Genomic DNA, 24471 nt, shown 5'->3' on the forward strand with positions numbered 1-24471 from the left:
GGGCAGGTCAGGGGAGTCGGAGGTCGACGAGGGCGGCGTGGCCGCGGGAGTCGACCTTGATGACCGCCACACCGGTGGACGAGCGCAACGCGTCCTCGACGGCCAGCGCCTCCTCGTCGTGGGCGAACCACGACTCGATCCCGCAGTGCAGGTCCCACCCGTCGCCCTCGCAGGTGAGGTAGGGACCGTCGTCGGGGCGCTGGGTGACCGCGCGGGGAGCGACCCAGACGTCGCCGTCGCGCTGCAGGGGGAGGTACGCCGTCCCGTCGGGGACCCGGCGCCCGGACGGCAGCCCGGGGTAGTCCAGCTGGGCGTAGGCGCCGCGGAACGGGTCGTGCGGGTCGAAGCCGGCGACCTCGAGGAGGTACTCCTCGCCGGTGGCCCACGCCGAGAGCCGCGGTGCGACCGCGACCCCGACGAGCAGCAGCTGGGCGAGCGCGACGACGGCGATCCGGGTGGGGGTGTGGGAGAGCAGTCGCATCGGGACTCCTGGGCGTCGAGGGGTGTCGAGGGTGCCGGGGGTGGCGAGAGGGGCGCGGGAAGGGGTCACAGGGCTGCCGCGACCTGGCGGCGCATCCGGTCGAAGCCGAGCCCGACGGCCACCAGGAGCGCGCCGAGCAGGAGGAACAGCCACGCGCCCTCCAGGACCGGGGCGAAGACGGTGAACGCCTGCAGGGCGGTCGTCGCGACCAGCGCCACGGTCGCCAGGGCGACCAGGCCGGTGGACTCGCGCCAGGTGCCGACCACCGCGACGCCCACGGCGGCGGTCGCGCAGGCCGCGAGGCCGGCGATCGCACGCACGACGTCCTGGCCGGTCGGGTCGCTGGCGGCGTACGTGCCGACCTGCCAGAGGACGAGCCCGGCACCCACGGCCAGGACCGCCACCCCGCCGACCAGCTCGGCGCGGGCGAGCCGGTCACCGACCAGCAGCCCCGCGCCGACCAGCAGGGCGGTGGCGACCAGGCCGACCACCAGGTCGAGGGGCAGGGACTCCGAGCCGAGGTCCAGCCCCGGCACCGCGCCCACGACGAGGGAGAGGAGCAGCAGACCGACGCCGGAGAGTCGCCAGACCCGCGCGAACTCCGGGGTCCGCGCGTCGTGGACCGCGGCCAGACCCACCGCCGCCAAGCCGACGGTGGCGAGCGTGAGCACCAGCGCGACACCGGACGGCGCACTGCCGAGGACCGCCCACAGCGTGTAGACGGTGCCGGTCACGACACCGGCCAGCAGCGGCGTCACGGCCCCGGCGGCGTAGGCGTGCACCAGGGCGGCGGCGGCCCAGCAGGCGAGCAAGAACGGCTCGTACGCCGGCACCTGCAGGCTCTGCGCGGCCTGGAACACCAGCGCACCGACCAGCAGCGCCGCGAGCAGCCGCACCGCACCGACGACGGGAGCCGGTGCCGAGCGGGAGTGCAGCACCTCGCCGCCGGCGAGGGCCGTCAGCCAGACGGTCGCCACCAGGACGACCCGTGCCGTGGGCGAGAGGGACTCGAGGTTCGCGGCCACCAGCCAGAGCACGCCGACGCCCACGAAGCAGGCGCCGACCGCGAGCAGGAGGCGGACGAGGGAGAGGCGGTGCCCGGGGGCGTACCCCGCGAGGATCGCGTCGGCCTGGTCCTCCCCGATCAGGCCCGCGGCCTGCCAGGAGCGGACCTCGCCGGTGAGCCAGGACAGCCGGGCAGGCGTGGTGGTCGTCATACCTCCAGCGTCGACCTCGCGCCCGGGGGTGCGCGTGAGTCGACGTACTCAGATCGTGGGGACCTCCGTCCCGACCCCTCGTTGGGGATCCGTCGTCGGGGATCCGTCGTCGGGGATCAGCCGGCGGGGATCAGAGGTCCGCGAGCCGGCCGGCGAGGTGCTCGGCCTCGGCGGCGTTCCCGCACAGCGCGAGCGCCTCCTCGAAGGCGTCGCGGGCCTCCTCGACCCGGCCCAGTCGCGCGAGCAGCGTCGCGCGCACGCTGGGGAGCCGGTGGCCGGGCAGCACCAGGCCGATCAGCTCCTCGAGACCCGCTTCCGGGCCGTCGGCCTCGGCCACCGCGACCGCGCGGTGCAGCCGCACCACGGGGGAGTCGCCGAGCCCGAGCAGGGCGTCGTAGTGGCCGACGATCCGCGACCACGCCGTGTCGGCCGGGGTGGGGGCGACGGCGTGCTCGGCGGCCACCGAGATGACGGGCGTGGCGGGGCTCGATCGACACGTGGGGTGAACCTTCTCCTCGCCTGCTGTTCAGGCGCCGCCGGTAGCCATGCACCGTGGACAGATCTGCGCGAGGGCGACTGCTCGCGGTGGCCGCGGTCGCGGGATCGGTCATCGAGGTCGTGCAGCGCCGGATCGAGCGACTGCGGCTGCCGTTCTTCTACTCCCAGGTCGCCGGCGCACTCGTCGGCACGCTCATCGCGAGACCCTCGGCGGGCGGCTGAGCAAGGCGCTCGCCACGACGCTGCACCGCTCGGTGCGGCTGCGCACGGGGGCCGTGGTCGGCTCGGAGTCCTCGATGCTGGCCGGGCAGATCGACGCGCTGCCCGGCGACTACGCCGCCGACGTCGCGGTCATCGTGGTCGGCGGCAACGACGTCACCCACCGGGTGCCGGTGGCCGACTCGGTCAAGCACCTCGAGGAGGCCATCGCGCGGCTGCGCGAGCGGGGCACCGCCGTCGTCGTCGGCACCTGCCCCGACCTGGGGGCGCTCCGCCCGGTGCCCCAGCCGCTGCGCGCCCTCGGCTCGCGGGCCTCGCGCCAGCTGGCCGCCGCCCAGGCCGCCGCCGCGGTCCGCTCGGGTGCGCACGCGGTGTCGCTGGCCGAGGTGGTGGGGCCGTTCTTCATCACCAACCCCGACGAGATGTTCAGCCTCGACCGGTTCCACCCCAGCGCCCTGGGCTACAAGCGCACCGCGAAGGCGATGCTGCCCTCGGTGCTGGCGGCGCTGGGTGAACGGGCCGAGCTGCCCTTCGGGCACCTGCCGCCCGAGACGCTCAGTGAACCCTCCTAGCCTGGGCCGCATGCCGACCGTCCTCCTCGCCACCTTCACCCTGCTCCCCGAGGGCGAGTACGGCGGTGAGCACCTCGTCTCCGCCTTCGCCGAACGTGACGTGACGGCCCGCTGGGTCACCTGGGACGACCCGGCCGTGGACTGGTCGGCCGCCGACCTGGTGGCCGTGCGCTCGACCTGGGACTACCACCGGCGACTGCCGGAGTTCCTCGCCTGGGTGCGTGGCACCGAGGCGGTCGCCCCGGTGCTCAACGGCGCCGACGTCTTCGCGTGGAACGCCGACAAGTCCTACCTGCTCGAGCTGGGCGCCGAGGTCCCGGTCGTGCCCACCCGCCTGCTGGAGGACCACGGCCTGGTGCCGGCCCTGCAGGCCGCGATCGACGACTTCGGCGCCGTGCTGGTCAAGCCACGCACCGGCGCCGGCGGGCTCGGCGTGGTGCTGGCCGACTCGGTCCGCGACCCTCGGCTGGAGGGGCTGACGGCCGGACCGTGGGTGGCCCAGCCGGTCGTGGAGTCGGTGCGCACCGAGGGGGAGCGGTCGGTCTTCGTGCTCGGCGGCGAGGTCATCAGCCAGGTCGACAAGCAGCCGGCCGGCGGTGAGGTCCGCGTGCACGAGCACTTCGGGGGCGTCTCGCGCCCGGTGCCCGTCGAGCCGGAGTGCGCCGAGCTCGCGGCGGCCGCGGTCGCCGCCGGCGTACGACTGCTGGGGCGGGAGCTGCCCTACGCCCGGGTGGACATGATGCGGCTGGCCGACGGTCGCCTGGCGGTCAGCGAGCTGGAGCTGATCGAGCCCGGTCTCTACCTCGACGTGCACCCCGGCAACGCGGCGCTGTTCGCCGACGTCGTGGTGCGTGTGCTGGCCGGTCGGACCGGTGGCCTGCCGGACCGACCCTGACGTTTGCACTCGCCCTGTGCGAGTGCTAAACATGACGGTGGCACTCTCCATGTGAGAGTGCCAAGACACCCCGGTCCGGGGAGTCGAGGTCGCACCCCACCTCCGGGAAGGGTCCGCAGGTGGAGCGGCCGTCCGTCGCGGGCGACGAGCCGGGCCGTCCACAACTCTTTTTCGTGCGAGGAGATCGCAGGAGTTATGCCGAAGCTGATTGCATTCGACGAGGAGGCCCGTCGCGGCCTCGAGCGGGGCATGAACACCCTCGCTGACGCCGTCAAGGTGACCCTCGGTCCCAAGGGCCGCAACGTCGTGCTGGAGAAGAAGTGGGGCGCCCCCACGATCACCAACGACGGTGTGAGCATCGCCAAGGAGATCGAGCTCGAGGACCCCTGCGCAACGTGGCCGCCGGCGCCAACCCGATGGGCCTCAAGCGCGGCATCGAGGCCGCCGTGTCCGCCGTCTCCGAGAAGCTCCTCGGCATGGCGACCGACATCGAGACCCGTGAGCAGATCGCGGCCACCGCGACCATCTCCGCCGGTGGCGACACCACCGTCGGCGACGCCATCGCCGAGGCGATGGACAAGGTCGGCAAGGAGGGCGTGATCACGGTCGAGGAGTCGAACACCTTCGGCATCGACCTCGAGCTCACCGAGGGCATGCGGTTCGACAAGGGCTACATCTCGGCGTACTTCGCGACCGACATGGAGCGCATGGAGGCCGTCCTCGAGGACCCCTACATCCTCATCGCCAACCAGAAGGTCTCCAACGTCAAGGACCTGCTGCCGATCCTGGAGAAGGTCATGCAGTCGGGCAAGCCGCTGCTGATCATCGCCGAGGACACCGACGGCGAGGCGCTGTCGACCCTGGTCGTCAACAAGATCCGCGGCACCTTCAAGTCCGTCGCCGTCAAGGCCCCGGGCTTCGGTGACCGCCGCAAGGCCATGCTGCAGGACATCGCGATCCTCACCGGTGGCCAGGTCATCTCCGAGGAGGTCGGCCTCAAGCTCGAGAGCACCGGCATCGAGCTGCTCGGCCAGGCCCGCAAGGTCGTCATCACCAAGGACGAGACCACCATCGTCGAGGGTGCCGGCGACGCCTCGCAGATCGAGGGCCGGGTCAACCAGATCCGCGCCGAGATCGAGAAGTCCGACTCCGACTACGACCGCGAGAAGCTGCAGGAGCGGTTGGCCAAGCTGGCCGGCGGCGTGGCGGTCATCAAGGTCGGCGCGGCCACCGAGGTCGAGCTCAAGGAGCGCAAGCACCGCATCGAGGACGCCGTCCGCAACGCCAAGGCTGCTGTCGAGGAGGGCATCGTCGCCGGCGGTGGCGTGGCCCTCATCCAGGCCGCCGCGGGCGCGTTCGAGAAGCTCGAGCTCGACGGCGACGAGGCCACCGGCGCCAAGATCGTCCAGCTGGCCACCGAGGCCCCGCTGAAGCAGATCGCGGTCAACGCCGGCCTCGAGGGCGGTGTCGTGGCGGAGAAGGTGCGCAACCTGACCCCCGGCCACGGCCTCAACGCCGCCACTGGCGAGTACGTCGACATGCTGGCCTCCGGCATCATCGACCCCGCCAAGGTGACCCGCAGCGCGCTGCAGAACGCCGCCTCCATCGCGGCGCTCTTCCTCACCACCGAGGCGGTCGTCGCGGACAAGCCCGAGAAGGCTGCCCCGATGCCCGGTGGCGACGGCGGCATGGGCGGCATGGACTTCTGAGTCCCACCGCTCCACAGCACCACCGAGAGGGCCCCGGTCGCGAGAGCGACCGGGGCCTTCCCGCATTTCTGTGGGGTCGTGCCCCTGAGCGGGCGCCATGGCGCCCGCTCGGGGGCACGACCCCCGGAGCGGTCAGAGGCCGCGGCTGGTGCGCCAGGCGTCGAACGCCTCGCGCGAGGTCTTCGACGGCCGGTAGCCGAGGACCTCGACCAGCCGGTCGTTGGCCAGCACCGGGCGGTGCTTGAGGAAGATCGTCTGCTCGGGCCCGTACGCCGTCAGGCCGAGCCGCTTCCCGACCGCCAGTGCCGCCCGGAGGAGACCCTCGGGCAGCGCGACCACCGGCTTGCCGAGCGCCTCGGCGATCTCGGGGATGCTCATCGCGCCGGTGCCAGCGACGTTGAAGATGCCGGTCGCCTCGCTGGTCACCGCGCGCTCGATGATCGCGACGACGTCGGTGTCCCAGATGAAGACGAACGGCGAGTCCGAGCCGCGGATCTGCAGCATCCGCGGCCGCTCGAACAGCGCGGTGATCTGGTTGTCGACGCGCTCCCCGAGGATCGTGCCGATCCGCAGGACGACCTGCTCCAGCTCCGGGTGGGTCTCCCGCAGGTCGGCGAGCATCTCCTCGACCAGCCGCTTGTGGTGGCTGTAGGCGAAGGCCTCGTTGCCCCGCACCGGGTCGTCCTCGTGCAGCCAGCCGTCGTGGGCGGCCCCGTTGTCGGGGTGGTACCCGTAGGCCGCACCCGACGACGACACCACCACGCGCCGCACGCCGTGGGCCAGGCACGCTTCGAGCACGTGCCGGGTGCCGTCCACGTCGACGGCGTGCTCCTTGGCGCGGGAGGAGTCCTTGCCCGGCGTGACGACCGAGGCGAGGTGGACCACCACCTCGGTGCCGTGCTCGCCGACCACTTGGTCCACGAGGGCGGCGTCGGTGACGTCGAGGACGACGTGCTCGACCCCGGCGACGGGCTGCTCGGGCAGTCGCAGGTCGCCGCTGACGACGCGGTGCCCGGCCGCGGCGAGCCCGTGGACGACCGAGGAGCCCAGGAAGCCGCTGCCGCCGGTGACCAGCACCGTGCGGGGGTCGGGGGCGCTCACGTGACCGGCTCCGGCGTACGCCGCCCGGCACGCATGCCCCACCATTGGGCGACGGCGAGGCCGGCGATGATGTCCCAGATGCCCCACCAGGCGGCGACCAGTGCCATGCCGCCGAGGCCGTCGAAGAAGGCGAAGACCAGCACCAGGCCGAGGCCGGAGTTGCGGATGCCGACCTCGAAGGTCATCGCCTTGCGGCTGCGCTCGGGAAGGCCCGTGCCGCGGGCGATGCCGTAGCCGAGCAGCAGGGCGAGGGCGTCGTGGAGGAAGACCGCCACCAGCACGATGCCGATGTAGTTCACGAAGATCGACCAGTTGCCGGCGACCCCGACCACGATCACCGCGCCGAGGGCGAGGAACGCGACAGGGCCGACGATCTTCCCGGCGCGCTCGGCGAAGCGCGGCCACTTCGTGGCGATCGCGATGCCGACGACGAACGGGATGCCGATGACGGTGCCGATCTCCACCAGCATGTCGACCGCGTCCAGCGTGATGTCCTGGAGCAGCTCCTTGCCGGTGGGGTGCAGCGAGCCCCAGAAGGCGACGTTGAGCGGCATCGCCACGATCGCCAGCACGTTGCCGACCGCGGTCATCGACACCGAGAGCGCCACGTCGCCGCGGGCGCGGTGGGTGAGGATGTTGGAGACGTTGCCCGGCGGGCAGCAGGCCACCAGGATCATGCCGAGCGCCACCGAGCCGCGCACGTCGAGCAGCAGGGTCAGCGCGAAGGTCAGGGCCGGTAGCACCAGGAACTGCGCGACGACCCCGATCGCGATCGACCCGGGCCGCTTGGCCGCGGCCAGGAAGTCCGAGGGGCGGGTCTCGAGCGCGACGCCGAGGAGGATCGCGCCGATGACGATCTTCAGCGTCGTCAGCGACCCCTCCTCGAAGGCGATCCGGATGCTGTCGACGTCGGCGTCCGCTCCCACCAACAAGGGCAGCGGGATCATCGGACCTCCTCGTGGCTGCGGGGAGCCGACGACTCGGGGGCGGGGAGCGGGTCGAGCAGCGCGAGGTGCTCGGCCAGCGACGCCTTGTAGGCGTCCTTGTTGACGTAGTAGGACATCCGCTCCAGTGCGAGGTAGCGGTAGCCGCCGGTGAGGTCGGGCTTCGGGCCGGCGATGCGGCGGTCCATCTCGGCGGCGGCCGCCGGGTCGTCGCGTCGCGCGCGGAGGTACGCCGCCACCAGCTCGGCCTGGGCGTACCTGCCCTGCCAGCCGATGCCGCTGGCCTCGAGCATGCCGAGCACGAACAGCGTGCTCTGCGCGGGGGTGCGTCGCGGCGGGAAGATGTTGAGGTACAGCTGCGGCGACCAGCCGTCCCAGGCCAGCAGCTCGCGGTCGACGAAGGGGTAGTGCAGGCGGTAGCCGGTGGCCAGCACGACCAGGTCGTACTCGTGGCGCTGGCCGTCGACGAACCGCACGCCGTCGCCGTCGAGCCGGTCGATGTCGGGCCGCACGGTCACGTCGCCGTGGCCGATGTGGTGGAGCACCAGCGTGTTCACGATCGGGTGCGACTCGTAGATCCTGTAGTCCGGCTTCGGGAACCCGAAGCGCACCGGGTCGCCGGTGAACGCCTTGAGGACGCGCGAGTCCACCGCCTGCTTGATCCGCGCCGGTAGCGGCTTGCCCTGGTTGAGGGTGTCGGCGGGCTTGCCGAAGAGGTACTTCGGCACGAAGTAGTAGCCGCGGCGCACGCTCAGGTCGACCGAGGCCGCGCGGTGGGCGGCGTCGACGGCGATGTCGCAGCCGGAGTTGCCGGCACCGATGATCAGCACCCGCTTGCCGGCGAACACGTCGGCGTCGCGGTAGCGGCTGGTGTGCATGACCTCGCCGTCGAAGGAGCCCTCGAAGGTCGGCACCGACGGCTCGCTCAGCGTGCCGTTGCACAGCAGCACCGCCGAGTGCCGCTCGGTGCGGGTGCCGTCGGGGCCGGTGCTGGTCACCAGCCACTGCTCGCTCGCTGGATCCGGGTCAGGCTCCACCGCGGTGACCTCGGTGCCGAAGCGGATCTGCTCGCGCAGGCCGAAGGTGTCGGCGAAGTCGCGGAAGTAGCCGTGCAGCTCGCGGTGGCTGGGGTAGTCGGCCACCTCCTCGCGCATCGGGAACTCGGCGTACGCCGTGGTGGTCTTGGAGGAGATCAGGTGGGCCGACTCGTACATCGTGCTGCGCGGCCCGTCGATGTGCCACAGCCCGCCGACGTCGTCGGCCAGCTCGTAGCCGACCGCCGGCACGCCGTAGCGCTGGAGGGTGCGCAGGGCGGCCAGCCCGGTGGGGCCGGCGCCGATCACGGCGCAGGTGAGGTCCTCGTCGCGGGACTGGTCAGCCACGGTCGGCTCCTTCGGTGGCGGTCATCCGGCGGGTCATCAGACGCTCGTAGAGCCCGGGCGCGAGACGGCGCACGTGCCAGGCGACGTGGGCGGTGCGGCCGACCAGCATCCGCGGCCGGCGCTTCCGGACGCCCTCGAGCACGGTCCGGGCGACGTCGTCGGCGGTGACGGCCGAGCCGGTGGTGGTGCGCTCGGTACCGCCCTCGGCCGTGCCGAGGTGGGTGGTGAGGAAGGTCGGGTGCACCAGCGTCACGCCGACGCCGTCGCGCGCCAGCTCGGGACGCAGCGACTCGAACATCCCCGTGACGGCGTGCTTGGCGGCGACGTACGCCGGCCGGCCGACGACCGGGGCGAAGCCCGCGACCGAGCTGACCACCACGACGTGGCCGCGGCTCTGGCGCAGGGCCGGCAGCGCGGCCTGGGTACAGGAGACCGAGCCGAGGTGGTTGACCGCGAGCACCTGCCGGTGGGTCTCGACGTCGTGGTCGTCGAACGCTCCGATCGCCGAGATGCCGGCGTTGTTGACCAGCAGGTCGATCCGCCCGTGGTCGGCGACGATGCGCTCGAAGACCGCCCGGACCTCGGCGTCGTCGGTGATGTCGCAGCCGACCATCGCTCCGCTCGCCAGTCGCTCGGGCGGGCAGGCCTCCGGCAGGTCGAGCCCGACCACGTCGTAGCCGGCGTCGGTCAGCGTGGCGGTCAGTGCGGTGCCGATCGCGCCGGCGGCGCCGGTGACGACGGCGACTCCTCGCATGTGATCCACGTCTCTCCCCTCGGTCGGGAGCGACCCTAGGACATCTCTTGGCCTCGTGCGGCCGACGGGTCGCGCGTGCCTGGCACCATCGACCCGTGACCCCCGTCGATCCGCCCGCCCCCACGCCCGCCGGGCTGCTGCTCGCCGCGGGGGCCGGCTCGCGGATGGGGATGCCCAAGGCGCTGGTGCACGACGACCGGGGCGCCTGGCTGCAGCGGGGCGTCGAGGTGCTGCGCCAGGGCGGTTGCGACCCGGTGGTCGTGGTGCTCGGCGCGGCGCCGGAGGCGGCCGAGCTGCTGGACGGGTCCGTCCAGGTCGTGGTGGCCGAGGACTGGGCCGAGGGGATGGGGGCCTCGCTGCGGGCCGGGCTCGCCGCCCTGGCCGGGCTCGGGGAGGACGTGCCGTCGGTGGTGGTCAGCCTGGTCGACCTGCCCGACCTGGTGCCGCAGGTGGTGGCCCGGGTGGTCGGCGGTGCAGTCGGCGGTGCCGGTGCGGCCGCGGGCTCGCTGGCGCGAGCGGCGTACGACGGCGTGCCGGGGCACCCGGTGCTGCTCGGGCGCGACCACTGGGCCGGGGTGGCCGCCGCGGCCACGGGGGACCGGGGGGCGCGCGACTACCTCGCGACCGCCGACGTGGTGCTCGTCGAGTGCGGCGACCTGGCGAGCGGCCGCGACGTCGACAGCCGGTAGGTCAGGGGACTCGACGGACCCGGATCGGCCCCTTGGCGGTGGAGGGGTCCACGACCTTCCCGCCCTGGGTGACCTCGACCTCGCCGGCCGCGACGAGCCGTCGCCCGGCGCGGCGGGCCGGCTCCATCAGGTCGCGCCAGTCCTCGCCGCCGACCTCGCGGGCCGCTTCGCTGGGGCAGATGGTGGCGCCGCCCTTCCGGGAGTCGAGCAGCGAGCGGATGCTCGTCTCCAGCGCCCGGTCGGTGTCGGTGACCTTGTGGCGGCGGCAGGCGTCGGAGCAGTACTTCACGTCGTCCCACGAGCGCGCCCACTTCCTGCGCCACTCGATGGTGCGGCCGCAGGAGGCGCAGGTCTTGGGCTCGGGCACGGAGGGCACGTCCTCCAGTGTGGGCATGCTCCAACCGCCGACCAACACCCGGCTGTCTAGCCTGTCGCCATGCAGGTCGAGTCCAGCGCGCAGGTCGCCGAGCAGCTCGCCGCGACCGGCTACCTGTGCGACGAGTCGCTGGCGACCGTGGTCTTCCTGGCCGGGAGGATGCAGCGTCCGCTGCTGCTCGAGGGCGAGCCCGGCACCGGCAAGACCGCGCTGGCCGAGGCGCTCGCGCAGGTCGCCGGGGTGCCGCTGCTGCGGCTGCAGTGCTACGAGGGGATCGACGCCTCGCAGGCGCTCTACGACTGGGACTTCCCGCGGCAGGTGCTGCACCTGCGCGCGCTCGAGGCCGCCGGCGGTCTCGGGGGTCAGGGTGTCGAGGAGGCCGAGAAGAGCCTGTACGACGAGAGGTTCCTGCTCGCGCGTCCCGTGCTCGCCGCCCTGCAGCAGGCGCCCGCGGTGCTGCTCGTCGACGAGGTCGACCGGGCCGACGACGAGTTCGAGGCGTTCCTGCTCGAGGTGCTGTCGACGTACCAGGTCTCGATCCCCGAGCTCGGCACCGTCCGTGCCGCCGAGCCGCCGCTGGTGGTGCTGACCTCCAACCGCACCCGTGAGCTGCACGACGCGCTGAAGCGGCGCTGCCTCTACCACTGGGTCGACCACCCCGGGCTGGAGCGGGAGGTGGAGATCGTCCGCACCCGGCTGCCCGAGGTGTCCGCGGCGCTGGCCCGGCAGGTGGTCGACGTCGTGCAGCGGCTGCGCGGCGACACCGGGCTGCAGAAGCCGCCGGGCGTGGCCGAGACGCTGGACTGGGCGCAGGCCCTGCACCACCTCGGGTGCGCCGAGCTCGACCTCGAGACCGCCGCGCGGACGCTGGGGGCGCTGGTGAAGTACCGCGAGGACGCCGACCGCGTGAAGCACGCGCTGGACCGGCTGCTGACGTCATGACGGGTCTCGACGGGCTCGACCAGCGACGAGCGCCCGACGAGGTGCTGCTCGGGTTCACGACCGCCCTGCGCGCCGCCGGGGTGGCGGTGACGCACGACCGGTCGGCGGCCTTCCTCGAGGCCTGCGCGCACGTCGGCCTGGCCGATGCCGCGGCGGTGCGGACCGCCGGCCGCTCGACGCTGTGCGGCGGGCCGGACGACCTGCACCGCTTCGACGGCGTCTTCGAGGCCTACTTCGACCACCGGGCCGGGCTGCCGCGCCCGCGGCCGGCCACGCCGGGCGCGCCGACGCTCACCTCCTTGCCCGAGACCGACGCCGACGGCGCTGGTGAGAGCGACGACTCCGACCCCGTGCGAGCGCGGGCCAGCGACGCCGAGGTGCTGCGGCACCGCGACGTCGCCACGCTGAGCGCCGGGGAGAAGCAGCGGCTCGCCGCCCAGCTCGGTGCTGCTGGTCGACGTGTCCGGCTCGATGAGCGGGTACGCCGACGCCCTGCTGCGCGTGGCGCACCGGCTGACCCACGTGCCCGACGCGCGGGTGGAGACGTTCACCGTCGGCACCCGGCTCACCCACCTCACCCGGGCGCTGTCGGTCCGCGACCCCGAGCGCGCGCTGGTCGCGGCCGGCGACACGGTGCCCGACTGGTCCGGCGGCACGCGGCTGGGGGAGTCGCTGCAGGTCTTCCTCGACCGCTGGGGGCGACGCGGGCTGGCCCGCGGTGCGGTCGTGGTGGTGCTCAGCGACGGCTGGGAGCGCGGTGACCCGACGCTGCTGGCCGAGCAGGTGCGACGGCTGCAGCGGATCGCGCACCGGGTCGTGTGGGTCAACCCGCACCGCGGCAAGGCCGGCTACGAGCCGGTGCAGGGCGGTGTGGTGGCGGTGCTGCCCCACGTCGACGACTTCCTCGCCGGGCACTCGCTGGCGACCTACTCCGAGCTGTGCGAGGTGCTCTCCCGTGCGTGACGTGCTGCCCGAGCTGATGGCGTGGTGGGAGGCCGGCGAGACCGTCGGCGTCGCCACCGTCGTGGCGACCTTCCGCTCCGCCCCGCGACCGGCCGGTGCCTCGATGCTGGTCGGCCCCGACGCGACCGCGGTGGGCTCGGTGTCGGGCGGGTGCGTCGAGGGCGCGGTCTACGAGCAGGCGACCGAGGTGGCCGGCACGGGCGAGCCGGTGCTCGAGCGCTACGGCGTCTCCGACGACGACGCGTTCGCGGTCGGGCTGACCTGCGGCGGCATCCTGGACGTCTACGTCGAGAAGGTCTCGCGCGAGACCTTCCCCGAGCTCGGCGAGGTGGCCGCCGACATCGAGGCGGGGCGACCCGTCGCGCTGGCCACGGTGATCGAGCACCCCGACGCCGGGGTGCGGGGCCGGCGCGTCGTCGTACGACCCGGGGAGGCGCTCTCGGGCTCGCTCGGCTCGGCGAGGATGGACGACGCCGTGCACGACGACGCCCTCGGCCTGCTGGCGAGTGGCTCCAACGCGACGCTGACCTACGGCCCCGACGGTGAGCGGCGCGGCGAGGGGATGCGGGTGTTCGTGTGGGGGTTCGCGCCGAAACCGCGGATGCTGGTGTTCGGAGCCATCGACTTCGCGGCGGCGGTCGCGCGGGTGGGGTCGTTCCTCGGCTACCACGTCACCGTCTGCGACGCCCGGCCCGTCTTCGCGACCGCCTCGCGCTTCCCCGACGCCGACGAGGTGGTCGTGGACTGGCCGCACCGCTACCTCGCCGCCGAGGTCGAGGCCGGCCGCATCGACCCGCGCACCGTCCTGGCCGTGCTCACCCACGACCCGAAGTTCGACGTGCCGCTGCTCGAGGTCGCGCTGCGCCTGGACGTCGCCTACGTGGGGGCGATGGGCTCGCGGCGCACCCACGACGACCGGCTCGACCGGCTCCGCGAGGTGGGGCTGACCGAGGACGAGATCGGCCGGCTCTCCTCGCCCATCGGCCTCGACCTCGGCGCCCGCACCCCGGAGGAGACCGCCATCTCCATCGCCGCCGAGATCATCGCCGGCCGCTGGGGTGGCTCCGGGGAGCGGCTGGCCACCACCTCGGGGCGGATCCACGGGGAGGAGTAGCCGGCGTGGGCCGCGAGGTTCATCGGCCGGCCGATGAACCTTGCCACTGGCCGATGAACCGCTGTCGGCCAACGCCAAGGTCTGTCGGACGGCCGATGAACCTCCCGACCCGCCGCTTGGCCCCAGCCGCCACAGTGGACCCATGAGGCTCCCGTGCGGGTGGATCCGGCCGGTCACGACGTACGCCGTTGGGCTGGTGCTGCTCGCGCTGCTCGTCGCCTGCAGCAGCGACCCGGCGGGTCCGTCGGCGGACCCGGTCCCGAGCCCACAGCAGACCCCACAGCAGACCCCACAGCAGACCCCGAGTCCGACGAGACCCTCCCACCCGTCCGTGACCCTCAGAGCCTCCCGGCGCTCATGCGTGAGGACGTGCGCGGCGGCGGCCTGCGCACGACCGCGCAGCTGGCCGAGACCGACCGGTGGACCGGCTACGCGGCGGCGTACCGCGTCAACGGGGCCACCGTCACCGGCGAGCTGCTGGTGCCCAAGGGCGAGGGGCCGTTCCCCGCGCTGGTGCTCAACCACGGCTACATCGACCCCGCGATCTACACCCTCGGCCGGGGGATGAGCCGCGAGCAGGAGTGGTTCGCGGCGGCTGGGTTCGTGGTGCTGCACACCGACTACCGCGGCCACGCCGGCTCGGACCCGGTCAGCCCGATGGGCCGGGAGACCCGGCTGGTCTACACCCGTGACGCGATCGGGGCGGTCAAGGCCCTGAAGCGGATGGACTACGTCGACGCCGACCGCACCGCCTTCGTCGGCCGCTCGATGGGCGGCGGCGTCACGCTCAACGCCATCGTGGCCGAGCCGGACCTGGTCGACGCGGCGGTCGTCTTCGCGTCGGTGAGCAGCCGCTTCGTCGACAACCTGCGCCAGTTCACCGAGCCCAACCGCCCCGAGGGGGCACGCGCGTTCTACGACGAGCACGGCACGCCCGAGGAGTCGCCGCGCTTCTACCGCGACCTGTCCAGCCGGACATTCTTCGACCGCGTCGAGGTGCCGGTGATGCTCCACCACGGCACCTCCGACGACGTCTGCCCACCGGCCTGGTCCCGGCAGACCGACCGGCTGCTGCGGGAGGCGGGTGCTCGCAGCACGCTGGTGGAGTGGCCGGGGGAGCAGCACGCCTTCGGCCCGCGCTTCGCCGACTCGATGCGCCGCACCGTCGCGTTCCTGAGGCGCCACCTCGAGGTGTGACCCACGTCACCAGGACGGTGCTAGGTTCGCGGCATGGAAGCGGACCTGCGGGCTCGCCGGGTCGACGCGGTGCGCGCGTGGACCTCGTTCGTCGAGCACGGTGACGGCGCCGAGCAGCTCGTGCGCCCCGAGATCTGGTCGAGCTGGGCGCGCTCGGAGCAGACGATCTCCCCGGAGGTCGCCTACGCCCCCCTCGACGACGAGCAGGAGACCGCGGCCTACTTCCGCGACTCCCCGCTGCAGACCGCGGTCGAGCGGGTCGAGGAGGACCTGCGCCGCACCGCCGAGGACGGCGACCTCGTGGTCGCGGTGACCGACCCGCAGACCCGCATCCTGTGGACGTACGGCGGTCGCACCATGCGCCGCAAGGCCGAGAGCGTGAACTTCGTGGCCGGCGGCCGGTGGGACGACCGGTCCGCCGGCACCAACGCCCTGGACCTCGCCAACCGCCACGACCGCGCGGCGATGGTCTTCAGCGCCGAGCACTACGCCTCGATGGTGCACAACTGGGTCTGCTGGGCCGCGCCCGTGCACGACCCGGTGACCGGCGTGCAGCTCGGCGTGCTCGACCTCTCCACCACCTGGGACCGCACCCACCCGATCGGCCTCGCCACCGCGCAGGTGATGGCGCGCCTCATCGAGCAGGCGATGCCGGCCAGCGCCACCCCGCTGGGTCACGCCCCCGGGCCCGACGACACCCAGCCCGGCCTGGTGCTCTCGGTCCTCGGCACAGCCGAGGCCCACCTCGACGGCCAGCGGCTGCTGCTCAACCGGCGCCAGACCGAGATCCTCGCCCTGCTCGCCCTGCACCCCGAGGGGCTCTCGCTGGACCGGCTCCACGCGGCGGTCTACGGCGACCACGCCGTCACCTTCTCCACCCTCAAGGCCGAGGTCTCCCACCTGCGCCACGCGCTCGGCGGGCAGCTCTCCTCGCGGCCCTACCGGCTGACCATGCCGGTGGCCACCGACGTCGACCACGTGCTCTCGATGCTGCGTCGCGGGCGGGTGGGTCGGGCCGTCGAGGCGTACGGCGGCGACCTGCTGCCCGGCACCGACAGCCCGGCCCTGCAGGAGCTCGGCGAGTACGTCGCCGTCGCGGTCCGGGAGGCGCTGCTGGCCGACCCCGACCCCGAGGCGGTCGCGACCTACGGCGAGCGGGCGCCCTACGACACCGAGGTGGTCGAGGCTGCGCTGGCCCGGCTGGGTGGACGCGCCCACCCGCTGGCGCCGCTGCTCAAGGCCCGTCTGGCGGCTGCGCGCGGCTGAGGACGGGGAGGCGCCGGCCCTCGTTCAGCGCTCCTCCAACCCTCCTCCAACCCTCCTCCAACCTGGCGCTCATAGCGTGAGCCGGGTCACACGACCCGCCACCCACGCGAACCCCCGCGTGATCCACCCAGGGAGAGTCCATGACCCGGATCAGCCTCACCGTCGACGGCGCCAGGGTCGCCGACGACGTCGAGCCGCGGATGCTGCTGGTGCAGTACCTGCGCGAGCGCCTCGGCAAGACCGGCACCGTCATCGGGTGCGACACCAGCAACTGCGGAGCCTGCACCGTCCACCTCGACGGTGAGTCCGTGAAGTCCTGCAACGTCCTGGCCGTCCAGGCCGACGGATGCGAGGTCACCACCATCGAGGGGCTCGCGCAGGACGGCGAGCTGCACCCGGTGCAGGAGGCCTTCCGCGAGTGCCACGGCCTCCAGTGCGGCTTCTGCACGCCGGGCATGGTCATGCAGAGCGTGGCGCTGCTGAAGGAGAACCCGCAGCCCAGCGAGGAGGAGATCCGGCTCGGCCTCGAGGGCAACCTGTGCCGCTGCACCGGCTACCACAACATCGTCAGGGCGGTGCAGCACGCCGCCGGGGTCTCGACGGGCTCGACCAGCGAGGAGCAGGAGCAGGGGGTGACGGCATGACCGCCGTCCAGGAGCCAGCTGCCGAGCGGGAGATCGGGCGCGAGCGGCGCCGCAAGGAGGACCAGCGGCTGATCACCGGCCGCACCCGGTGGACCGACAACCTCGCGCTGCCCGGGATGCTGCACCTCGCGATGGTCCGCAGCCCCTTCGCGCACGCGAAGATCGTCTCGATCGACACCACCGAGGCCAAGAACGCCACCAACGTCGTCGACGTGGTCACCGGCGCCGACCTCGGCGAGGCGCAGGGCGCCTGCATCAACGCCTGGGCGATCACCGAGGACCAGGTGACCCCGCCGCACCTGCCGATGCCGGTCGACCGGGTCGCGTTCGCCGGCGAGGTCGTCGCGGTCGTGGTGGCGCGGAGCGCGGCGGAGGCGCGGGACGCCGCCGAGCTCGTCGACGTCGAGTACGACGAGCTGCCGGCCGCCCTGGACCTCAAGCACGCCGCCACCGACGAGGTCCTGGCCCACCCCGACCTCGGCACCAACAAGTCGGCGTTCTGGAAGTTCGACTCCGCCGAGGCCGGCACCGGCGGCGACGTCGACGCGGCCATCGAGAAGGCACGGACCGACGGCATCGTGATCGAGCGGGAGTACCGCCAGCAGCGGCTGATCCCCGCCTTCATGGAGCCGCGCTCGGTCGTCGTCGACCCGACCGGCGAGCAGATCACCGTCTGGTCGGCGACCCAGGTGCCGCACATCCTGCGCTTCGCGATCGCGGCGACGACCGGTGTGCCGGAGTCGAAGATCCGGGTCATCGCCCCCGACGTGGGCGGTGGCTTCGGCGGCAAGCTCCAGCAGACCCCGGAGGAGATGATCGCCTTCGCCGTCGCCCGGCGGCTGGGGCGGCCGGTGAAGTTCACCGAGACCCGTTCGGAGTCGCTGATGACCGCCCACCACGGGCGCGACCAGTGGCAGAAGCTCACGATGAGCGCCGAGAAGGACGGCACCGTCACCGGCCTCAAGGTCGAGCTGCTCGCCGACCTCGGGGCCTACGTCGCGATCGTCGGCGGCGGCGTCCCGGTGCTCGGCGCCTTCATGTTCAACTCGATCTACAAGTTCCCCGCCTACCAGTTCAACTGCCAGACGGTGCTGACCAACAAGACCTGGACCGACGCCTACCGCGGCGCCGGCCGGCCCGAGGCCACCTTCGCGATCGAGCGGCTGATGGACGAGCTGGCCGCCGAGCTCGGCGAGGACCCGATCGAGGTCCGTCGCCGCAACTGGATCGACGCCGACGAGTTCCCCTTCACCACCGTCGCCGGGCTGGAGTACGACTCCGGCGACTACGAGAAGGCCACGCAGCGGGCGATGGAGATGCTCGGCTACGACGAGCTGCGCGCCGAGCAGAAGCGGCGCCGCGAGTCCGGCGACCGGGTCCAGCTCGGCATCGGAGTCTCGACCTTCACCGAGATGTGCGGGCTCGCGCCGAGCCGGGTGCTCGGTCAGCTCAACTACGGCGCCGGCGGGTGGGAGCACGCCAGCGTGCGCATGCTCGCCACCGGCAAGGTCGAGGTCGTCACCGGCGCCTCCGCGCACGGCCAGGGCCACGAGACGGCGTTCAGCCAGATCGTCGCCGACCGGCTCGGGGTCCCCTTCGAGGACGTCGAGGTGCTGCACGGCGACACCCAGGTCGCGCCCAAGGGCCTGGACACCTACGGCTCACGGTCGCTGGTGGTCGGCGGCGAGGCGCTGGTCAAGGCCGTCGACAAGGTCATCGACAAGGCCCGACCGCTGGCCGCCCACCTGCTCGAGGCCTCCGCCGACGACCTGGAGTACGCCGGTGGCCGGTTCGGTGTCCGCGGCACCGACCAGGGCATCACCATCCAGGAGCTGGCCACCGCCGCGTTCGCGGCGCACTCCTACCCCGAGGACATGGAGCCCTCGCTTGACGCCGACGCGACCTACGACCCGGTGAACTTCAACTACCCACACGGGACCCACCTGTGCGCGGTCGAGGTCGACACCGAGACCGGGCAGGTGTCGATGCGCAAGTACGCCTGCTGCGACGACATCGGCAACATCATCAACCCCCTCATCGTCGCCGGGCAGGTGCACGGGGGGCTGGTGCAGGGCATCGCCCAGGCGCTGTGGGAGGAGGCGGTCTACGACGACGCGGGCACGCTGGTGTCGGGGTCGTTCACCGACTACCTGCTGCCCACCGCTGCCGACACGATCTCCTTCGACATCGACCACACGACCTCGCCGTCGCTGACCAACACCCTCGGCACCAAGGGCGTGGGCGAGGCCGGGACGATCGCCTCGACCCCGGCCGTCGTGAACGCGGTCGTCGACGCCGTACGCCATCTCGGCATCGACGACATCACCATGCCCTGCACGCCCGAGCGCGTGTGGCGGGCCATCCAGGGCGTCGCCGGGGGCGGCGCCACCGAGGGTGCGGCGATGCCGCACTTCGACTCCTCGACGGGCATGGAAGGCACCGTCGACCGGACCACCGGAGGTGCACAGTGATCCCCGCGCAGTTCGACTACCTCGCCCCGACCACGGTCGAGGAGGCGCTCGCCGCGCTCGCCGAGCACGGCGACGACGCCAAGATCCTCGCCGGAGGCCAGTCGCTGCTGCCGGTGCTGCGGATGCGGCTCAACGCACCCGAGGTCGTCATCGACCTCGGGAAGATCCCCGAGCTGCGGGGTGTCCGCGACGACGGCGACCACCTCGTCATCGGCGCGATGACCCGGCACGCCGACGTCCTGCGGGACCCGATGGTCGCCGAGCACGCAGCGCTGCTGCAGCGAGCCGTCACCCACCTCGCCGACGAGCAGATCCGGCACCGCGGGACCTTCGGTGGGGCGCTCGCCCACGCCGACCCCGCCGGTGACGTGGGAGCGCCCGCGCTGGCGCTGGGCTGCGAGATGGTGATCGCCGGTCGCGACGGCACCCGCACGGTCGGGGCCGACGACTTCTTCGTCGACCTCTTCGAGACCGCCGTCGGCGAGGACGAGATCCTCACCGCGGTCCGGGTGCCCAAGCACACCGGCTGGGGCGCGCACTACGAGAAGTTCGTGCGCGTCGCCCACCAGTGGCCGATCGTCGCGGTCGCCGCGGCGGTCCGGGTCGAGGGCGGCACGATCGCGGAGGCACGCGTCGGGCTGACCAACATGGGGTCGACCCCGCTGCGTGCCCGCGCGGTCGAGGACGCGCTGCGCGGTCAGCCGGCCACCGAGGACGCCGTGCGCGAGGCCGCCTCGCGCGCCACGGAGGGCACCAACCCGCCCTCGGACCTCAACGGCGACTCCGACTACCGCAGCCACCTCGCGACGGTGCTGACCCGGCGCGCGGTCCTCGCGGCCGCAGGGGGCTGAGGCAGGCGTGGAGCTCAGGCACAACTTCACCGTCCCCCTCGACGTCGAGTCGACGTGGGCGCACTTCGGGGACATCGCGGCGCTCGCCGAGTGCTTCCCCGGCGCCGTCGTCACCGACGTCGAGGGGGACACCTTCCGCGGCACCGTGAAGGTCAAGCTCGGCCCGATCGCCCTGCAGTACGCCGGGTCGGGCACCTTCGTGGAGAAGGACGACGCGGCGCACCGGTTCGTCGTGGAGGCCAAGGGCAAGGACAAGCGGGGCAACGGCACGGCCGGCGCGACGGTCACCCTGGCCATGACCGGGGCGGGGGAGTCGACCGAGGTGCAGGTCGACACCGACCTGGCGATCACCGGCAAGCCGGCGCAGTTCGGTCGCGGGGTGATGCAGGACGTCTCCGACAAGCTGCTGGGCCAGTTCGTGGCGTGCCTCGAGCAACGGCTCGGGGCGCCCGCACCGGTCGACGGTCCCGTCGCGACCGACGAGCCTGGGGAGACCCCCACCCCGACGCCGGCGGCGGCGGGCCAGGCCCCCCCGACGCCGTCGCCGGCCCCCCGTCCGACACCGGCTGCGGGCCAGTCCACCAGCAGGGCCCCGAGCGGGACGGGCGACGACTCGCTGGACCTGGGGGCGACCGTGCTCCCGGTGCTGCTGCGGACCTACGGCCCGCGACTGGCCGCGGTCCTGGGACTGGTGGCACTGCTCGTCGTCGTACGCCGGGTGCTGCGGTAGCCGCTGCCGCACCGCCCCTAGTGCCGCGTCCCACACGTTCTTGGGCGCTTCGCGCCCCCATGGCACGCACCTCGCTGCGTTGCCGTCGCTTGCGAGAGGAACGGCTATGGCTGCGCGCCGGCGCCTTGCGTTGCGCACACCCTGAGAACGCCAACCGTGCAACAACGTCTGAGACGCGACACTAGGCTGCGGGGCGTGACCCGACTCCTCGTCCGGCTGCTCGGTCTCGTCCTCCTCCTCGCGCTCGTGGCCGCCCCCGCCGCCTTCTACGGGCTGGAGGAGGACGGGGGCGGCAGCGAGCCCACCTCGATCAGCCGGTACGACGTGGAGATGACCGTCCGCGAGGACGGCACCGCGCGGGTCCGCGAGACGATCGTGCTGGAGGTCACGACCTCCGACCGGCACGGGATCTTCCGCTTCTTCGACCGCGCCGACTCCCCCGTCGAGGGCGGACGGGTCCGGCCCCGCGACGTCGAGGTGCTCCGCGACGGTGCGCGGGAGGACTGGGTGACGGAGTCCTCGGGCGCCGGGCGCTACCTCGTGTGGCGCATCGGCGACGCCGACGTCACGCTCACGCCCGGCTCGCACACCTACCGCCTGACCTACGAGCTGGCCGACGTGCTGGGCGAGGACGAGGACGGCCGGGCCGAGCTGCGCTGGGACGTCGTGCCCGGCGGCTGGGCCCAGCGCATCGACGAGGCCGAGGTCGCCATCCTGCTCCCGGCCACGACGGTGGGGGAGGTCGCCTGCGACCAGGGGGACGGGGTGCGTGGCGGCTGCACCGCGGTCGGCGGTGGCAGCGACCGGGTGGTCGTGGTGACCGGACCGCTGGCCCCCCGCACCCCGGTCACCGTGACCGCGACGCTCGACCTGCCCGCGCCCGACGCCCAGGAGACGCTGCCCTGGGCGCCGCGCTTCGACCCGGTGCTCGGGACCCGGGTGTGGCTGCTGGTCCTGGTCGTCGTGGGTGCGCTCCTGGCGCTCGGCCTCGGTGCGCTGCTGGCCGCTCGGGCCCGGGAGCGGGCGCCCGGGTTCCCGCTCACCTACACCCCGCCCACCGGCATCGGCCCGGCCCAGGGCTATTACGTCGCCCGTGAGCGGGTGGGGCGACCGCGGTACGTCGCCACGCTCCTGCACGCGGCCGAGCAGGGTGCGCTGACGCTGACGCCGCACGGTGAGGGCTGGACGATCGAGCGACCCGGGGACCGCGACGTCGAGGACCGTCTCGACCCGGTGACCCGCGACGCCATCCGCATCGTCCCCCGTGGGGACCGCTTCACCTTCACCAAGGGGAGCGTGGAGGCGGGCAAGAAGCTCACGGCCCGCATCGACCGCTTCGAGAAGGACGTCGCGCAGTGGGGCCGTGACTCGGGCACCGTCGTCCGGCACGGCCTCGGCGGCTTCGGTGCCCTGCTGGTGCTGCTGATGATCGGGCTGAGCGTGGTGACGGTCGTGGTGAACCCGGTCGACCTGGCCGCGCTGGCGCTCGTGCCCGGGGGGCTCGCCGTCGGCGCCGCCCCGCTGCTCACCCCCGGAGCCGGGACCCGGCGCACCGCGCTGGGACGCCGGCTGTGGTCGGAGGTGGGTGGCTTCGAGCGGGTGCTCTCGACACCCTCGAGCAAGCAGCGCTTCGACTTCGCCGGGCGCCGCGACCTCTACGCCGCCTTCGTGCCCTGGGCGGTCGCCTTCGGCTGCGCCAAGGAGTGGGCCGACAAGTACCGCTTCGAGATCGGCGAGGACCCGCCCGCGCCCCTGTGGGCCACCTGGTACGCCGGCTCGTCCGGGTCGGCCTGGACCGACCGCATCACCCACGACCTCGAGGCCAGCATGAGCTCGGCCATCTCGGCGTACGCAGCGACCCAGTCCTCGTCCTCCTCCGGCGGCGGCGGAGGCGGTGGCGGTGGCGGCGGAGGCGGCGGGTCCTGGTGACAGCCGGGGACGGTGCCGACAGGATGGAGCCATGGTCCCGCTCCTGATCGTCCTGGCCGTCGTCGTGCTCGTCGTCGGCTTCGTCGTGGTCGGCTTCAACAAGCTGCGCACCGCCGACATCGGCGCCCAGGAGGCGCTGGGCGGGATCGACGTCCAGCTCACGCGTCGCGCCGAGCTGGTGCCGAACCTCGTCGAGACCGTCAAGGGCTACGCCGCCCACGAGCGCGAGGTCTTCGAGGAGGTCACCCGCGCCCGCGCCGGCGTCGCGGCTGCCGCCGGCGGGGACGACGTGGCGGCCCGGGCCGCGGCGGACGCTGCCCTGCAGCAGGCGCTGGTGCGGTTGAACGCGGTGGCCGAGGCCTACCCCGACCTCAAGGCCGACCAGAACTTCGCCGAGCTGCAGCGCCAGCTGGCGCAGACCGAGGACCAGATCGCCTTCTCGCGGCAGTACTACAATGACGCCACCCGGACCCTCAACACGTTGGTGGCGACGATCCCGTGGATGTTCCTGTCCGGGGTCGCCGGCGTGGGGCGACGGGAGTTCTACGACGCCCCGCAGGGGCACCAGGCCCCGCCGCAGGTGTCCTTCTGATCCCCGGCCAGACCGTCCTGGCCTGACCGTCCTGGCCTGACCGTCCTGTCCCGCCTGGTCGATCCGACCGGTCAGTCGCCGATCATCGCCATCAGCACGACGACCAGGACCGCGATGGCGATGGCGACGATGCCGACCAGGAAGAGCTGACCCCGCCCCTCGGCACGACGCGGTGTGACCACCTGGGGCGGTGTCATCGTGACCTGCTCCTCCCGGGGCTCGTCCATGCTCCGCCTCCTGTGGGGTGCTGGCGGATCGTCGCCCGCGACATCCTTTACCTACGGCTTTACCTTGCGCTACCCCTGCGGGGGATCTGGAGCGGCCACCCTGTCAGATTCCCGCCGCGCCGACGCGGCGTCCCACGCGTCGGGCGGTGCGAGGAGTCGGCGGTGGTCAGAAGACGCCGAAGGGTCGGAACTGCACGGAGAGGCGCGGCCCGGCGGAGGCGACCTTGGGGACCGCGTGCTCCCACGTGCGCTGGCAGCTGCCGCCCATCACGAGCAGGTCGCCGTGCCCCAGCTCGAAGGCCAGGCTCTCGCCGCCGCCCCGCGGCCGCAGCATGAGTCGTCGCGGATCGCCCACCGAGACGATGGCGACCATGGTGTCGTGCGTGGAGCCGCGACCGATGGTGTCGCCGTGCCAGGCCACGCTGTCACGTCCGTCGCGGTAGTAGCAGCACCCGGCCGTGCGGAACGGCTCGCCCAGCTCGCCGGCGTAGTGCTCGCTGAGGGCCTCGCGGGCCTCGGTGAGCGAGGGGTGCGGCAGCTCCTGGTCGATCATGTAGGTGTAGACCAGCCGGGGGACGTCGACGAGGCGGTCGTACATCTGCCGCCGCTCGGCGCGCCAGGGGACCCGCGAGACCAGGGCGTCGAAGACGTCGTCGGGCTCGGGCAGCCAGGTCCGGCGTACGTCGATCCAGGCGCCGTGGGTGAGCG

25 protein-coding genes and 1 pseudogene are annotated in these 24471 nt (G+C 73.2%); 16 read left to right on the forward strand and 10 right to left on the reverse strand.

The annotated features are described in order from the left end of the window. Positions 1 to 7 precede the first annotated feature (7 nt). The 3 genes from A6R01_RS12815 to A6R01_RS12825 all read right to left on the reverse strand — a co-directional run bounded on the left by A6R01_RS12815 (position 8) and on the right by A6R01_RS12825 (position 2161). A complete protein-coding gene (locus A6R01_RS12815; RefSeq protein ID WP_292606455.1) occupies positions 8 to 481 on the reverse strand; it encodes a GDYXXLXY domain-containing protein in 474 nt (157 codons plus the stop codon). Between the two features lie 65 nt (positions 482 to 546). Beyond that, a complete protein-coding gene (locus A6R01_RS12820; protein WP_292606457.1) occupies positions 547 to 1698 on the reverse strand; it encodes a DUF2157 domain-containing protein in 1152 nt (383 codons plus the stop codon). 130 nt (positions 1699 to 1828) lie between these two features. Continuing rightward, positions 1829 to 2161 (reverse strand): hypothetical protein, encoded by a 333-nt coding sequence (locus tag A6R01_RS12825; RefSeq protein ID WP_292606459.1) that lies wholly within the window; start codon positions 2159 to 2161, stop codon positions 1829 to 1831. A gap of 89 nt (positions 2162 to 2250) precedes the next feature. Between A6R01_RS12825 and A6R01_RS12830 the strand changes: the two genes are divergently transcribed. From A6R01_RS12830 to groL, 4 genes and pseudogenes are all read left to right on the forward strand, one after another. Then, positions 2251 to 2418, forward strand: a complete 168-nt coding sequence (locus A6R01_RS12830) for a hypothetical protein (protein WP_292606461.1) — start codon at positions 2251 to 2253, stop codon at positions 2416 to 2418. A gap of 32 nt (positions 2419 to 2450) precedes the next feature. Beyond that, positions 2451 to 2987 carry an SGNH/GDSL hydrolase family protein gene (locus A6R01_RS12835; RefSeq protein WP_292606462.1) on the forward strand — a complete coding sequence of 179 codons (537 nt, stop codon included), beginning with the start codon at positions 2451 to 2453 and terminating at the stop codon, positions 2985 to 2987. Between the two features lie 10 nt (positions 2988 to 2997). Then, complete coding sequence (locus tag A6R01_RS12840; RefSeq protein ID WP_292606464.1) at positions 2998 to 3882, forward strand: hypothetical protein; 885 nt, start codon at positions 2998 to 3000, stop codon at positions 3880 to 3882. Between the two features lie 195 nt (positions 3883 to 4077). Continuing rightward, positions 4078 to 5591: pseudogene (gene groL, locus A6R01_RS12845) on the forward strand (chaperonin GroEL). Between the two features lie 132 nt (positions 5592 to 5723). On the opposite strand, the gene A6R01_RS12850 reads toward groL, so the two are convergent. The 4 genes from A6R01_RS12850 to A6R01_RS12865 are packed head-to-tail and all read right to left on the reverse strand — an operon-like array spanning position 5724 to position 9772. Then, entirely contained in the window at positions 5724 to 6692 is a 969-nt protein-coding gene (locus tag A6R01_RS12850) for an SDR family oxidoreductase (protein WP_292606466.1), read from the reverse strand. Next, positions 6689 to 7639 (reverse strand): bile acid:sodium symporter family protein, encoded by a 951-nt coding sequence (locus A6R01_RS12855; protein WP_292606468.1) that lies wholly within the window; start codon positions 7637 to 7639, stop codon positions 6689 to 6691. Before A6R01_RS12855 ends, A6R01_RS12850 begins: the two co-directional genes overlap by 4 nt. Then, complete coding sequence (locus A6R01_RS12860; protein ID WP_292606470.1) at positions 7636 to 9018, reverse strand: NAD(P)/FAD-dependent oxidoreductase; 1383 nt, start codon at positions 9016 to 9018, stop codon at positions 7636 to 7638. The genes A6R01_RS12855 and A6R01_RS12860 overlap by 4 nt, the downstream gene beginning before the upstream one ends. Further along, positions 9011 to 9772: an SDR family NAD(P)-dependent oxidoreductase gene (locus A6R01_RS12865; protein ID WP_292606472.1), complete on the reverse strand. Its 762-nt coding sequence runs from the start codon at positions 9770 to 9772 to the stop codon at positions 9011 to 9013. Before A6R01_RS12865 ends, A6R01_RS12860 begins: the two co-directional genes overlap by 8 nt. A gap of 95 nt (positions 9773 to 9867) precedes the next feature. Here A6R01_RS12865 and A6R01_RS12870 point away from each other — a divergent pair, with 95 nt between their 5' ends. Further along, positions 9868 to 10461 carry an NTP transferase domain-containing protein gene (locus A6R01_RS12870; protein WP_292606475.1) on the forward strand — a complete coding sequence of 198 codons (594 nt, stop codon included), beginning with the start codon at positions 9868 to 9870 and terminating at the stop codon, positions 10459 to 10461. A 1-nt stretch (position 10462) separates the two neighbouring features. Here the strand turns inward: A6R01_RS12870 and A6R01_RS12875 are convergent, their stop codons facing one another. Continuing rightward, positions 10463 to 10837, reverse strand: a complete 375-nt coding sequence (locus A6R01_RS12875) for a DUF2256 and DUF3253 domain-containing protein (RefSeq protein ID WP_292606477.1) — start codon at positions 10835 to 10837, stop codon at positions 10463 to 10465. Positions 10838 to 10897: 60 nt separating this feature from the next. On the opposite strand from A6R01_RS12875, the gene A6R01_RS12880 reads away from it, so the two are divergent. From A6R01_RS12880 to A6R01_RS12930, 11 genes are all read left to right on the forward strand, one after another. Then, positions 10898 to 11779: a MoxR family ATPase gene (locus A6R01_RS12880; protein ID WP_292606479.1), complete on the forward strand. Its 882-nt coding sequence runs from the start codon at positions 10898 to 10900 to the stop codon at positions 11777 to 11779. Positions 11780 to 12223: 444 nt separating this feature from the next. After that, the gene (locus tag A6R01_RS12885) at positions 12224 to 12742 is read left to right on the forward strand and encodes a VWA domain-containing protein (RefSeq protein WP_292606481.1); all 519 of its coding nucleotides are present in this window, start codon (positions 12224 to 12226) and stop codon (positions 12740 to 12742) included. After that, positions 12735 to 13856, forward strand: coding sequence for an XdhC family protein (locus tag A6R01_RS12890; protein ID WP_292606483.1), 1122 nt, complete (start codon positions 12735 to 12737; stop codon positions 13854 to 13856). The genes A6R01_RS12885 and A6R01_RS12890 overlap by 8 nt, the downstream gene beginning before the upstream one ends. A gap of 357 nt (positions 13857 to 14213) precedes the next feature. Then, positions 14214 to 15053 carry an alpha/beta fold hydrolase gene (locus A6R01_RS12895; RefSeq protein ID WP_292606485.1) on the forward strand — a complete coding sequence of 280 codons (840 nt, stop codon included), beginning with the start codon at positions 14214 to 14216 and terminating at the stop codon, positions 15051 to 15053. 33 nt (positions 15054 to 15086) lie between these two features. Then, positions 15087 to 16319 (forward strand): transcriptional regulator, encoded by a 1233-nt coding sequence (locus A6R01_RS12900; protein ID WP_292606487.1) that lies wholly within the window; start codon positions 15087 to 15089, stop codon positions 16317 to 16319. A gap of 140 nt (positions 16320 to 16459) precedes the next feature. Further along, positions 16460 to 16963 (forward strand): (2Fe-2S)-binding protein, encoded by a 504-nt coding sequence (locus A6R01_RS12905; RefSeq protein ID WP_292606489.1) that lies wholly within the window; start codon positions 16460 to 16462, stop codon positions 16961 to 16963. After that, positions 16960 to 19434, forward strand: a complete 2475-nt coding sequence (locus tag A6R01_RS12910) for a xanthine dehydrogenase family protein molybdopterin-binding subunit (protein ID WP_292606491.1) — start codon at positions 16960 to 16962, stop codon at positions 19432 to 19434. The genes A6R01_RS12905 and A6R01_RS12910 overlap by 4 nt, the downstream gene beginning before the upstream one ends. Beyond that, positions 19431 to 20285, forward strand: a complete 855-nt coding sequence (locus A6R01_RS12915) for a xanthine dehydrogenase family protein subunit M (protein WP_292606493.1) — start codon at positions 19431 to 19433, stop codon at positions 20283 to 20285. Before A6R01_RS12910 ends, A6R01_RS12915 begins: the two co-directional genes overlap by 4 nt. 7 nt (positions 20286 to 20292) lie before the next feature. Further along, positions 20293 to 21015, forward strand: a complete 723-nt coding sequence (locus tag A6R01_RS12920; protein ID WP_292606495.1) for an SRPBCC family protein — start codon at positions 20293 to 20295, stop codon at positions 21013 to 21015. A 195-nt stretch (positions 21016 to 21210) separates the two neighbouring features. Continuing rightward, the gene (locus A6R01_RS12925) at positions 21211 to 22944 is read left to right on the forward strand and encodes a DUF2207 domain-containing protein (RefSeq protein ID WP_292606498.1); all 1734 of its coding nucleotides are present in this window, start codon (positions 21211 to 21213) and stop codon (positions 22942 to 22944) included. Positions 22945 to 22975: 31 nt separating this feature from the next. After that, positions 22976 to 23536 (forward strand): LemA family protein, encoded by a 561-nt coding sequence (locus A6R01_RS12930; RefSeq protein ID WP_292606500.1) that lies wholly within the window; start codon positions 22976 to 22978, stop codon positions 23534 to 23536. 71 nt (positions 23537 to 23607) lie between these two features. Here the strand turns inward: A6R01_RS12930 and A6R01_RS12935 are convergent, their stop codons facing one another. Both A6R01_RS12935 and A6R01_RS12940 read right to left on the reverse strand, forming a co-directional pair. Continuing rightward, positions 23608 to 23763: a hypothetical protein gene (locus tag A6R01_RS12935; RefSeq protein WP_292606502.1), complete on the reverse strand. Its 156-nt coding sequence runs from the start codon at positions 23761 to 23763 to the stop codon at positions 23608 to 23610. 166 nt (positions 23764 to 23929) lie between these two features. After that, positions 23930 to 24471, reverse strand: a 542-nt coding sequence (locus A6R01_RS12940) for an alpha-ketoglutarate-dependent dioxygenase AlkB (protein WP_292606504.1), incomplete at its 5' end; no start/stop codon positions are given.

The organism is Nocardioides sp. REDSEA-S30_B4 (assembly GCF_001627265.1).
Taxonomy (GTDB): domain Bacteria; phylum Actinomycetota; class Actinomycetes; order Propionibacteriales; family Nocardioidaceae; genus Nocardioides.